Origin of the sequence: Ensifer sp. 4252 (assembly GCF_050434565.1) — a bacterium.
Lineage (GTDB): Bacteria > Pseudomonadota > Alphaproteobacteria > Rhizobiales > Rhizobiaceae > Ensifer.
In genome coordinates this window covers 70,749-82,959 of record NZ_JBNDIU010000013.1, presented here as the reverse complement: position 1 = coordinate 82,959, position 12,211 = coordinate 70,749, and the positions used below count along the sequence as shown (strand labels likewise).

Here is a 12,211-nt window from a genome sequence, read left to right as displayed (position 1 = left end):
TGACTGCCAATAAGATGACCGTTTATATCAAGTATTAGGGCCCGGCTTGTTTCGATCGCCGAAAATTGAACGCTCGTGGGCAAATGTGTCCGGGCAACTGTTCAATGCCGAAGGCATTTGCTCAGGCGAGACGGTTTCTTTTCCAAAGAGCCGGTGTCGTTCCGACCGCCTTGCGGAAGACACGGGTAAAATGCGCCTGGTCGGAAAAGCCGGTTTCGGCAGCGATCGCGGTCAGCGACGCTTCATTCTTCAAAAGCAAATGCTTTGCCCGCTCGATCCTGGCGTTCGTCTGCCACTGGTGCGGTGCAACGCCGGTCGACGCCTTGAAGGCGTGGCTGAAATGGGATTGCGAAAGCCCGGCCAGGCTCGCCAATTCCTCCAGCCTTATGTTGCGAACGCTGTTTTCCTCGATGTACTCCACCGCCCGACGCAGCTGCCAGGACGCGAGCTGGCTGCGCTTACGCATGCTGCTGCGGTTGAGCTTCATCAGGTCGATGAACAGCGCGAGCGTCAGTCCGTCGCCGTAGAGGTCGTGAAGGGGCTGCGGGTTCAGGCATTCGGCCGCGATCAGCCGGGCAAGCTGGAGAAAGCGCTCGTCCTCGAACATCAGCCGCGGCACGTCGCACTGGCCGGCGTCCAGATCCTCCATCAACCGCCGGCTGAGGATGTCGATGTTGAAGTGCAGATCGAGATGGCGGATATACTTGACATCGACCACATCGGCCCAGATCTCCATACCCGCCGGAATGTAGGAAATCGCCTGTTCCCGGTAGTTCTGGACGGTGCCGTTTGCCTGCGGGGAAAGTTTGACGTTGGAGCGGCTCCCGCCCTGTGCATCGAGAACGATGAACATCCGCGGATCACTCGAGACGTAATAGCCGCCGGCATGCGGGTCGCACTCGACATCCCACACATCGGCGATGATCCCGTTCCACTCCCGACGATGCAACTCGCCCAGGATCTTGAAACCGGCAATCTTGTTCTGCATCCGCGGCTGAAACGTCATTATCGCGTTGCCCGTCCTGGGGAAGGTCTGTCTTGGCTACTTTATTCCTTCCTTCAATACTCATCTTTAAACCGCGACGGAAGTCCCCGGCGATTGCTTTTGGAAAGAGCGTCTCCACGTGGGTCGAAGGGTAACACTCCGTAGCGGGGCACGATTACTTTCCGGAATCCACACCAAAGGATCACGCAGGCAGTCCCCAGCGCCGCCGATATGGTTATAAGGCTTCCCTTGAAGAGATTAGGAGCCCCCGATGGAAACCGTTGAAATCGCAGACCGCAGCGAATTTGCCCTTTGGGCCATCCAGCGCGCCCAGGAAATCGTCGTGACCGAGGGCGCGTCTTTCGCCATGGCGGCGCGCGACATGGACGATACGGCGCTGACTGCCGCGGCAGCGGCCCTCGGCAAGGCCATCAGCGATGCCATGCTCGAAGTGTTTGACGGCCTCGTCTCGGATTGATCCGCCAAACTCAAGACGCAGCCCTTTATCTCATTGTCTCGCCTTCTGCCTCGCAACCTCTTTCTTGAAGGCGGCGCGGGACTTTTCGACGATCTGGCTGAGCAGGCCCGGGTCGACGAAAGCATCTTTCTCGCCCGCGTCCCGCCGTCCGGCCCGGCCCAGAATATCGGCAAATTCCGGATGGGCCGGCAGCACCACATCCGCCTTCATGCCCGCCAGCCGGTCGAAGCTCACCTCGAAATCGGCAACGATACCGGGGTAGCGCCTGTTGCCGAAGAGCTTGTTGCCGGCAACGGTGACGCTGCAGGGAAAGACCACCTTGAGCGCGCGTCCTGCCTCGGTCACTGACGTCGACCAGGTGGTGCAGCCCGGTGTGTGGCCAGGTGTCAGCGTCGCCTTCATACTGACGTCTCCGAGCGTCACGACGTCGCCGTCGGCAAGCACATGATCGACTTTCACCGGTGGAAACGTCCCGCGCTTATAGGTGGTCTCGCCATCATGCAGGCCGTTCTCCAGCGCCCAACGATCCGCGGCGATCGCATAGAGCTTGGCCCCGCTGTCGCGCTTGATTTGGGCAACGCCGGCGACGTGATCGAAATGGGCATGGCTGGTGACGATGATCTTGACATCGGAGAGCTTGAAGCCGAGCACCGCGATATTGCCCTCGACAAGGGAGGCGGTGCTCTTCAGGGTGCCGTCGAGCAGAATGGCCTCTCTGCCTGAGGTGATGAGGTAGGCCGACAGCCCCTTGGTTCCGACGTAATAGATGTTGCCGACCACCCGAAACGGTTTTGTCGGCTGCGACCAGTCGGCGTTGTCAGCCATTGCCGTACTCGCCAGGCATACCGCCATGACCACCGTCGCCAGAGCGCGCCGCATCATCGTTCTCATACAAGCCTCCACATATCGAGTTTGCGTTCATGAACCTTAGGTGTGCCCTCGCTAAGCAGCCGAGACATCATCGGCAAACGACGATAATTTGCAGTAGCCATTAGAATAATTTGCACTTCAACGGCCTGAACAATCAAAACCCGCAGCCACAAGGCCCTTGGCCCGCCGGTCACGCTGGCGGCAGCGAGAAAATCTCGACCGCGCAATGCTCCTGCAACCCTTGCGAACGAGGGTCGATCTCATTTCGATCAGCGGAAGAGGGACGATGGTGAAGGAAACCGGGCTTCACGGCGCTTGCAGCACGCAGCAGGACTTGGCAGGGAGAAGCGCCCGAAGGTGCCGCCCGATCGGCCGCTTCATCCTGCTCGCTTTCACGCCTTGGCTCGCGCTCGTTTTCTTCCTGGTCGAGGCCCATGCCGAAACCAGCGGTATCGCCCGAGAGAAATCCGTTGCCATCACATTCGATGATCTGCCCCACGCCAATGCCGGCGGTGAAGCGGCAGATCAACCTTCCGCCCAGAGCATCCGGGATGCAAATACCCGCATTCTTGCTGCCCTCAGGGATCACAGGACGCCGGCTATCGGCTTTGTCGTGGAAAGCAAGGTTCGCGCCGTCGGGCCGCTTGCGAACGGTATCCTGAAGGACTGGACCGGCCCGCGGCTGACGCTCGGCAATCATACCTTCTCGCACGCGGATACCAATACGCTCGACATCGCCGGCATCAAGCGCGAGATCGTCGATGGCGAGAAGACGACGAGGCGGACGCTCAAGGCAGTGGGCAAGGAACTGCGTTTCCTGCGGTTTCCCTATAACCACATCGGCGATACCCCAGAAAAACAGAAGACGATCGCGGCGCTTGCGGCAAAGCTTGGCTATACGATCGCCGCCTCCACCATCGATACCTCCGACTATGTCTTCGATCGCGCCTATCAGCGCGCCCTTGCCGAGAATGACACGGAAGCCGCCCATCGCATCAGGACGGCCTATTTGATGCATACCCAGCAGCAGATCGCCTATTACGCCAATCTCAACGAGCAGGTGCTTGGCTACGAGCCGCCGGCCATCATGCTCTTGCATGTCAACCGGCTGAACGATGAGGGGGATCCTGTCGCTGTTCGAAGAAAGCGACTACAGTTTCATCACGCTCGAAAAGGCGCAGGCCGACGCCGCCTATCGGCGACCGCTGTCCTACGCGACGAAATATGGTCCGATGTGGGGCTATCGCTGGGCGAAGGACTGGAACATGCCCGTTGACGGCAGCCTGGAACGAGAGCCGCCGGAATGGATCGTCAGCTACGGCGAATAGTCGTGAGCCGACCGCTGGCGGCTTGACCGCCCGTATCGAGCTACCTCCGAGAGACCTGCTTCCGCGGACGGCACGCCCATCGCCGGCGCGGCGCAGCCTATGCCGAGCTGCTCGCCTCCGGCTCATCCAATTGCGCGGCGCTGTCTTCCTTCACCGCCATCAGCCAATCGTGGAAAGCGGACATCGCCAGTGTCGGCGCGCGCGACCTCAGCCGCGTCAGCCAGTAACTCCCCATCGAGGTATAGACGTCGAAAGGCTGGCGCACCGTGCCGTTCGACAGCAGTCGGGAAAACATCAGCGGCGGCGCCAGAGCCACGCCGATGCCTTGCGCGGCCGCCTCCATCATGGCGAGCGACGAATCGAAGACGACGCCTTTGAGAAGCGGCGCCGGATAGGTGATGCCGGCGGCAGCGAACCAGTTCACCCATTCGTCCGCCCGGTAGGACCGCAGCAACGTTTGGCTCACAAGGTCAGCCGGGCGACGCAGCGTATCGGCAATCTCTGGAACGCAGAGAACCGAAAGCGGCGCCTCAAACAACCGCGTCGCTTCGATGTTGTGCCACGAGCCGCTGCCGAAGCGAATGGCGTAGTCGAGACCCTCGGCGGCCATGTCGACACGATTGTTGTTCGTCGACAGCCGGACATCGATGAAGGGATATTTTTGCTGAAAATCTGCGAGACGCGGCAGCAGCCAGCCGACGGCGAAGGTGCCGACGGCGCCGATCATCAGAACCTCGCGGAGATGACCGCCCTCGAACCGCTCCAGCATATCAGCCATGCGATCGAAGGAATCCTGCAGCACCGGCAGCAGCGCCTCGCCCTCGGCGGTGATCATCAGGCCGCGCGGCAGACGCTTGAACAGCGTCACGTTGAGACGGCTCTCCAGCAACTTGACCTGGTGGCTGACCGCAGCCTGCGTCACGCACAGTTCGATCGCCGCGCGAGTAAAGCTCAGATGTCGTGCGGATGCCTCGAAGGCGCGCAGTGCATTGAGGGGGAGATACGGCCTGACCATGGATGCCCTAATTCAGCTAATGGGTCCCGCAAATAAACGTGGTTTGCCGCGGCAGTACAACCCTTTTACGGTGAACTCACGTCGGCACCCTGTTTCGTCGGGCCGAGACCACCAACGTATCGAGGATTTGGCCCCTCAAACATACTTCCTGTGGAGGACCCAACCATGTGTCGTCTCGACTGAACGCCCATAGGCACGCGCCCCACACGTTTTGCACCGGCAGCTCTGCCCGGCCGCAGCCGCGAGCCACGGCGGCATGTCATAGCCTTTGGTGGCGAACGGTGACGAGCGAGCACCCTGACGGGATAGGCGAAACATTGGACACCTGAGTCCGGCCCGCTACTGCGCACCGCCTTCACGCAACAGACCCATGCGCGTCAGCCGCCCCCTCGGAGCGGATGGCGAAGCCATGTCCTTCGAAATTTGAAAGCCCCGACATTCGCCATGAAATTCATTGCAAACCTGCTCGCAACCCTGATCAATCTGGCAACGGTTCTCGGCGTCGGGCTGGCATTCTGTGCCGCGGCCCTGACGCGGGACCTGCCGGACCATCGGGCGCTGGCGAAGTGGGAGCCGGCGGTCACGACCAGGCTTTACGCCGGCGATGGCGCCATGATCGCGCAATATGCGCGGGAACGCCGTCTTTTCCTGCCGATCGGCGCCATGCCCGCGCGGGTCAAACAGGCTTTCCTTTCGGCCGAAGACAAGAACTTCTACCTTCATCCCGGCATCGACCTGGCGAGCCTTGCCACTGCGCTCTGGTCAAACGTTGCCAACTACGGATCGGGGCGGCGCATGATCGGCGGATCGACCATCACCCAGCAGATCGCCAAGAATTTCCTGCTGTCCTCCGACCGCACCGTGGAGCGCAAGCTGCGCGAGGCGGTCCTATCGATCCGCATCGACCAAACCTATTCCAAGGACCGGATTCTCGAGCTCTATCTCAACGACATCTATCTGGGCCTTGGGGCCTATGGGGTAGCGCAGGCGGCGCTGACCTATTTCGACAAACCGGTCGACCAGCTGACCGTAGCAGAAGCGGCCTATCTCGCCGCCCTTCCGAAGGCCCCGAACAACTACGACCCGTATCGCCATCCGGATCGCGCCGTCACCCGGCGCGACTGGGTCATCGAACAGATGCGCCGCAACGGCATCATCGATGCGCCGGTTGCAGCGGCTGCCACCGCCTCGCCCCTCGGCATCAAGCCGAAACGGCAGGAGGCATCTGCCGACAAGGCGGACTATTTCACCGAGGAGGTGCGCCGCCAACTCGGCACTCGCTATGGCGAGGCAGCCCTTTACACCGCCGGGCTCTCGGTTCGCACGACGCTCGATCCGCGGCTGCAGCAGGCGGCCATGCAGGCGTTGAGAAAGGGACTGGTTGGCTACGATCAGGCAAAGGGATACAGAGGACCCATCACCCGCCTGCCCTCCCTTGAAGGGTGGCAGCAGGCGCTCGCCAAACGCCAGCCGCTCTCGGACGTTCCGGAATGGCAACTCGCCGTCGTCCTCTCCGCAGCCAAGGACAGGGCCGAACTCGGCCTCAGGCCGTCAGGGACACATGCGCCGACGGCGGACGCAGACACGGTCACGATCGACCGCGACGACTCGGCCTGGGCTTTGTGCAGGCTCGCCGAAGGCAAGCGTCGTTGTGCCTCTTCCCTCGACGGCGTGTTGCAGCCGGGCGACGTCGTCTATGTGGAAAAACTGGAAACCGGCTACGTCCTGCGCCAGCCGCCCCAGGTGCAGGGAGCACTGGTCTCGATGGACCCGAACACCGGACGGGTGCTTGCAGTCGCCGGCGGCTTTTCCTACGCGCAATCCGAATTCAATCGCGCGACCCAGGCCTACCGCCAACCCGGTTCATCGTTCAAGCCGTTCGTCTACGCCGCTGCACTCGATACCGGATATGCGCCGACCACGCTTGTCATGGACGCACCGATCGCCATCCCTGATGGCACCGGCAAGACATGGCGGCCGAAGAATTATGACGGGCGCTTCAGCGGCCCTTCGACCTTGCGCACGGGGCTGGAAAACAGCCGAAACCTGATGACCGTGCGCCTCGCCCGCCATCTGGGCATGGATCTTGTCGCCGACTACGGCAAGCGCTTCGGCATCTACGACGAGCTTCGCACCTACCTGCCGATGGCGCTCGGTGCCGGAGAAACGACGCTGCTCAGGCTCGTTTCGGCCTATGCCGTCATCGCCAATGGCGGCAAGGCTATCGACCCGTCGATGATCGACCGCATCCAGGATCGATATGGCCGGACGATCTACCGGCAGGACAGCCGCCAGTGCGCGGACTGCAACGCACTTGCCTGGGAAAACCAGGAAAAGCCGATGCTTGTCGATAACCGGGACTATGTGCTCGACCCTATGACGGCCTTCCAGATTACGTCGATGATGCGCGGCGTGGTGGAGCGGGGCACCGCCCGCAATGTCGCAACGCTCGGCGTCCCGATCGCCGGCAAGACCGGAACGACCAACGACGAAAAGGATGTCTGGTTCGTCGGTTTCACCCCGAACATCGTCACCGGCGTCTTCCTCGGCTACGACACGCCGAAGCCGATGGGTTACGGCGAGACCGGCGGCGGGCTTGCGGCACCGATCTTCGTCGACTTCATGAAGGTGGCGATTCAGGGAAAACCGGCGGCCGAGTTTCACCCGCCGGCCGGCATGATCTTCCAGACCGTCGACAGAAAGACGGGGCGAGCGACGCAAGGCGGCACGCCCGGCGCCATCCTCGAAGCCTTCAAGCCGGGAACCGGCCCCTGCGACGGCAACTGCGCCATCATCGACGACAAGGAAATGGCCGAGATACCGGCCGGCGACTCCGAGCAGGGCCTAACACCCGAACTGCGGCAGCAGCTGCTCAGCAATACCGGCGGGCTTTACTGATATGGCTCAACGTGTTTCCTCGCGTGCGGATCGCCGCAAGCGCATCCTCTTTCTGATCGCCGTCTTTGTCGTCGTGTTTCTGACGATGCTCGGGCGTTTGATCCAGTTGGGCACGGCCGAGATCGAGACCACCGGCTATGTGCCGAAGCGCCCCTCGGTCGGCCGTCCTTCGATCCTCGATCGGAACGGCAATCTGCTGGCGATCGACGTGCCGAGCTCGGGCGTCTATGCCGAGCCCCGCTTCATCGTCGACGTCGACGAGGCGGTGGAGAAGCTGACGGCCATCTTCCCCGATCTCGATGCCCGCGAGTTGCATCAGCGCCTGAAAAGCAAGGCGCCTTTCGCCTGGATCAAGCGCCAGGTGACGCCGGCAGAAGAACAGGCGCTCTGGGATGCCGGCATTCCGGCCGTCGGTTTCCAGCGGGAAAAACGGCGCGTCTATCCGAACGGTTCACTCGCCTCCCACGTGCTCGGTACCGTCGATATCGACAATATCGGCATTGCCGGCATCGAAAAATGGATCGAGAGCCAGGGGCTGGACGTGCTGCGCCAGATCGGCATGGACCTCTCCCACCAGAACCTGCAGCCGGTGACGCTGACACTCGATCTTCGCATACAGCACGCGCTGCAGATCGAGCTTGCCAAGGCGATCGAGAAATTCGGGGCGAAGGCCGGCGCCGGGCTGGTGCTCGATATCACCAATGGCGAAGTGCTGGCGCTTGCCTCCGCCCCGGATTTCGACCCCAACACCCCCGCCGATGCGCTGAAGCCGGACCGAATAAACCGCATCGCCGCCGCCACCTTCGAGATGGGCTCCACCTTCAAGGCGCTGACCACTGCCATGGCGCTCGATTCCGGGCAATTCGACATCCGCTCCGTCATCGATGCCAGCAAGCCGCTCGCCTTCGGCAGGTTTCGCATCCGCGACTATCTCGGCAAGTACCGGCCGCTCAGCCTGCCGGAGGCCTTCATCTATTCTTCCAACATCTCGATGGCGAAGATGGCAATCGCCCTCGGCCCGGAGAATTTCCGGGCCTTCCTTTCGCGTTTCGGACAGATGTCGCGGCTGACGACCGAATTGCCGGAAAGCGCCTACCCGCAACTGCCGCGCTCCTGGGGACAGATCGACACAGCGACCGCTTCCTACGGGCACGGCATTGCGGTGACGCCGCTGCAGGCGAGCATTGCGGTTGCCGCGCTCGTCAACGGCGGGCGCCTGATCAGGCCGACGCTGATCAAGGGCTCCGAAGTCGAGGATCGGATAATGGCGACAGACCTCGTCAAACCGGAAACGGGCGAGGCCATGCGCTTCCTCCTCCGCCTCAATGCCAGGAGTGGATCGGCGCGAAAGGCCGATGTCAAGGGTTACTTCATCGGCGGCAAGACCGGCACGGCCGAAAAGGTGGTCGATGGGCGCTATGCCAAGGATCTCAATCTCACGTCCTTCATGGGCGTCGTTCCGGCCGACGATCCGCGCTATCTGCTCCTGACCATTCTGGATGAGCCCAAGGGATTGCCGGAAATCTATGGCTTTCGCACTTCCGGCTGGAATGCCGCCCCGCTCGGCGGCGCGGTGTTCGAGCGCATTCTGCCGATGATGAACCTGATGCCTTCCTTCGACGTGATCGACGTGGCGTTTCCGTCAATCGTCGCGCAACGGGCCTTTGGTTCGGAGCTGTTTTCCGGCGTGAACCTGCGCGATGCCCCCAGCCCTGATGGCGCTGTCGAGGAGCCACTTTAAGATTAAGGCTGCAGCCGCGACCTGCCGAAAGCACTCGCCGGGGGACAAGATCGCCCCCCGGCGAGATCACTGGTGTCTGCGTGTTAAGACCGCCCGAAGTGGCCTTCGGACGAGATCTCCGACAGCGGTTTCCGCGGGCTCGGCACTTCGCGCTCGCGCAGCCCCTCGGGCAGTTGCGCCTTGTCACCGAGCTTGCCGATCGCGACAGCGGCTTCCACGCGATAATCAGTGGGAACGCCGAGTTCCGACCGTGCCCTGTCATAGTCGAGACCGGCCATGCCATGGGCCTGCCAGCCGGAATAGGCAGCCTGAAGCGCCAGCGCACCCCAGGCGGCACCGGTATCGAACGAGTGCGTGTAGGAGGGCACTTCGTCGCTGGCGCCCGGCGGCAGCAGCGATGTTTTCGAAAGCACCAAGATCAGCGCAGAAGCGTCCTTGGCCCAGCTTTGATTGAACGCATTCAGGATGCCGAGCAGCTTGTCCCAGTGCTCGGTGCCTCTTCGGGCATAGATGAAATGCCAGGGCTGAGCGTTATAGGCCGACGGCGCCCAGCGCGCCGCCTCCAGAATTCCAAACAGCTCGGCTTCGGAGATCTCCGCTCCGGCATAGGCGCGTGGCGACCAGCGCTCGAGAAAGAGCGGATTGATCGGGTGGCCGGCGATACGCGAATTGATTTCGATGGTCATAGCTTTCCTGTGCTTTGGCCTGTGTTGTGGCGTTGTTGTCTGTCGCCTTCAGCGGCAGTCGTTTTCACCAGCTTTCGTAGCGTTCACGTCGACGCTTGAGATTGGTAATCTCGTCCGAAAGCTCGGCGATCCGGTCTCGAAGATCGTTCGTCGTTCCGTCTTCGAAATCATCGGTGCCGAAACAATCCCTCGCTTCGTAAAGCTCGAGCTTGCCTTGCAGGACATCTCGGATCGCGCTCAGGCGTTCATATTGCCGCAGGACACTCATGGCACACCTCATCAAGAGCCATCGTTGTTGAGAAATGCGCAAACGACGGAAAGGTTTCGTTCGACTGCTCGGCTTCAAGCATCCCGAAAATTACCGACTTAAACAGTAGATTAAAGGAACCTGGCCCCAAAGATCGGGCCAGGCTTGGAAAAGTGATCCGGCGGCGCTTCACGAGAGCTCACTCTTCGCCCGGCCCATACCTACGGTCTCTCGCCTTCCAGGTGCTGCTCCAAAAAGGGCAAGTTGTCCTGACCCCAATAGATCTCGCTGTCATAAACGAAGGTCGGAAACCCGAAGACGCCGCTTTTGACCGCATAGTCTCGATCGGAAACCCACTTTTCGGCGACGTCGCCAGCACTTTCCCGCCCAAGCAAGGCAGTGCCATCAAAACCGGCGCGGATCGCCACCGGCCCAACGGGCCGAACGAAGGGAGCCGCCACCGTACCACAGCCTGTCGGCGAGCCCCTTGGCATAGGGCTGCAGCCGCGGACGCTGCGGCCCAAACGGTGTCTTGATCACTGTATGCTCGTCGCCAAGAAACGCCCCGCGCAGATTGTCGGCAAAACGCAGAACCCGCTGGTGCGAGAAATCGTAGGCGGACCAGTCACCATCAAACGCCAGTGGCCCGATAAGGTCGACATGCGGCGGGCGTCCCGCACTCAGGCCGACGTTCAGGCGTCCGCGCGACAGCACGTCAACGGTCGAGAGGTCTTCGGCCAGCCGGTACGGGTTTTCGTAGCCGATCGGGATCACGGCGGTGCCGAGCTGGATGCACCCTGTCCTCTGGGTTGCCGCCGCCAGAAAGGCGGCGGCCGACGAGATACCAGGCTCCAGATGACGCTGCCGCACCCAGGCGCTGGCGAAACCGAGCGTCTCGCCGTATTCGAGCAGGCACAGCGTCTGCTCCAGGCCCGCCAGCGGATCGTCGCTTGCATAGTTTCCGGGACTGAGAAAGCCGATGTGGTCGATCGCGATTTTATGGTCAGTCATCGTTGCGCGCCTCAGGATTTCGGCAGGCCGGGCGGATTGGTTTGCGACTTCGGCAGCGCCTCTTCCGCCAGGTGCCAGCGGTTGAGGATCTTGGCATAGGTGCCACTTTCGATAAGGCCATTGGTGGCGGCGGTCAGGGCGTCGGCAAGGCCACTGCCCTTGCGGGTGGTGATCGCCACGTCGGACCGTTCCGGCCAGCCGGCGCTCAAAGTGCCGACACGCTTGATGTTTCTGTCGCGGGCAGCAATGAAGACAAGCTGCGCATGCGGTTGCACGATCACGTCGGCGCGGCCTGCAGTCAATGCGACAAGGCTCGTTGCCTCGTCGTCATAATATTGCAACTCGAGCGGCTTCAGCCCGGCGGCGACATTCTCGTCGTTCCATTTGAGAAGAATGCGCTCCTGATTGGTGCCCGCGCCAACGATGATCCTCAAGCCCGCCGCATCCTTCGGTTCCTTGATCGCGGTGACCGCGCTGTCGGCCTTGACGAAGAAGCCATGCAACCCCTGCCGGTAACTCGAAAAATCGAACTTCTCCTTGCGTTGTTCCGTGACGCCGACATTGGAGATCACCGCATCGTATTTGCCCGATGTCAGCCCGAGCGGCCAATCGATCCAGGCGATCGGTACGAGCTCCAGGGTCAAGCCGAGACTGTCGGCGACCGCCTGGGCATAGTCCGGATCAGCACCGATCACGGTCTTCGCGTCGGTCGCATAAGTCGCAAGCGGCGGCCCACCGGGGCTGACCGCGACCGTGAATTTGCCGGGGGTTACAAACTTGAAGCTTGGCGGTATCGCCGCAACCGCCACCTCATTGCGGTCGGCACCGATGCGTCCCGGCTGCTCCGGACTGAAATCGAAGCCGTCGGCGGCCAGCGCCGGGGCAAGATGGAAGAGCGCCGCCGCAAAGGCAGCGATGAAAGAGGGGCGTAAAATGGCTAGACCGAGCATTT

The 12,211-nt window shown here is 61.8% G+C and carries 11 protein-coding genes and 1 pseudogene; 4 read left to right on the top strand and 8 right to left on the bottom strand.

Annotation, left to right across the window (positions count from 1 at the left end; translation table 11 throughout):
- Positions 1-121: 121 nt before the first annotated feature.
- A complete protein-coding gene (locus tag ABIE33_RS22215; RefSeq protein ID WP_429129537.1) occupies positions 122-1,006 on the bottom strand; it encodes a helix-turn-helix domain-containing protein in 885 nt (294 codons plus the stop codon).
- A gap of 250 nt (positions 1,007-1,256) precedes the next feature.
- Between ABIE33_RS22215 and ABIE33_RS22210 the strand changes: the two genes are divergently transcribed.
- A complete protein-coding gene (locus ABIE33_RS22210) occupies positions 1,257-1,463 on the top strand; it encodes a hypothetical protein (protein ID WP_429129535.1) in 207 nt (68 codons plus the stop codon).
- Between the two features lie 30 nt (positions 1,464-1,493).
- On the opposite strand, the gene bla is transcribed toward ABIE33_RS22210, so the two are convergent.
- Entirely contained in the window at positions 1,494-2,354 is an 861-nt protein-coding gene (gene bla / locus ABIE33_RS22205; protein WP_429129533.1) for a subclass B3 metallo-beta-lactamase, read from the bottom strand.
- A gap of 265 nt (positions 2,355-2,619) precedes the next feature.
- On the opposite strand from bla, the gene ABIE33_RS22200 reads away from it, so the two are divergent.
- Positions 2,620-3,609 (top strand): polysaccharide deacetylase family protein, encoded by a 990-nt coding sequence (locus ABIE33_RS22200; protein ID WP_429129530.1) that lies wholly within the window; start codon positions 2,620-2,622, stop codon positions 3,607-3,609.
- Between the two features lie 149 nt (positions 3,610-3,758).
- Here the strand turns inward: ABIE33_RS22200 and ABIE33_RS22195 are convergent, their stop codons facing one another.
- Positions 3,759-4,676: a LysR family transcriptional regulator gene (locus ABIE33_RS22195; RefSeq protein WP_429129527.1), complete on the bottom strand. Its 918-nt coding sequence runs from the start codon at positions 4,674-4,676 to the stop codon at positions 3,759-3,761.
- A 444-nt stretch (positions 4,677-5,120) separates the two neighbouring features.
- On the opposite strand from ABIE33_RS22195, the gene ABIE33_RS22190 reads away from it, so the two are divergent.
- Positions 5,121-7,574 (top strand): penicillin-binding protein 1A, encoded by a 2,454-nt coding sequence (locus ABIE33_RS22190; RefSeq protein WP_429129524.1) that lies wholly within the window; start codon positions 5,121-5,123, stop codon positions 7,572-7,574.
- Between the two features lies 1 nt (position 7,575).
- The gene (locus ABIE33_RS22185) at positions 7,576-9,315 is read left to right on the top strand and encodes a peptidoglycan D,D-transpeptidase FtsI family protein (RefSeq protein WP_429129521.1); all 1,740 of its coding nucleotides are present in this window, start codon (positions 7,576-7,578) and stop codon (positions 9,313-9,315) included.
- Positions 9,316-9,398: 83 nt separating this feature from the next.
- Here the strand turns inward: ABIE33_RS22185 and ABIE33_RS22180 are convergent, their stop codons facing one another.
- The 5 genes and pseudogenes from ABIE33_RS22180 to ABIE33_RS22160 form a co-directional block, all read right to left on the bottom strand.
- A complete protein-coding gene (locus ABIE33_RS22180; RefSeq protein WP_429129518.1) occupies positions 9,399-10,001 on the bottom strand; it encodes a nitroreductase family protein in 603 nt (200 codons plus the stop codon).
- A gap of 64 nt (positions 10,002-10,065) precedes the next feature.
- Entirely contained in the window at positions 10,066-10,269 is a 204-nt protein-coding gene (locus tag ABIE33_RS22175) for a hypothetical protein (protein ID WP_429129515.1), read from the bottom strand.
- 200 nt (positions 10,270-10,469) lie between these two features.
- On the bottom strand, positions 10,470-10,742 hold the full coding sequence (locus ABIE33_RS22170; protein ID WP_429129512.1) for a DsbA family protein: 273 nt from the start codon (positions 10,740-10,742) through the stop codon (positions 10,470-10,472).
- Positions 10,675-11,259: pseudogene (locus ABIE33_RS22165) on the bottom strand (LLM class flavin-dependent oxidoreductase); the annotation flags it as partial. The pseudogene ABIE33_RS22165 and the gene ABIE33_RS22170, both read right to left, overlap by 68 nt.
- 11 nt (positions 11,260-11,270) lie before the next feature.
- On the bottom strand, positions 11,271-12,209 hold the full coding sequence (locus ABIE33_RS22160; protein ID WP_429129510.1) for an ABC transporter substrate-binding protein: 939 nt from the start codon (positions 12,207-12,209) through the stop codon (positions 11,271-11,273).
- Positions 12,210-12,211: the final 2 nt, after the last annotated feature.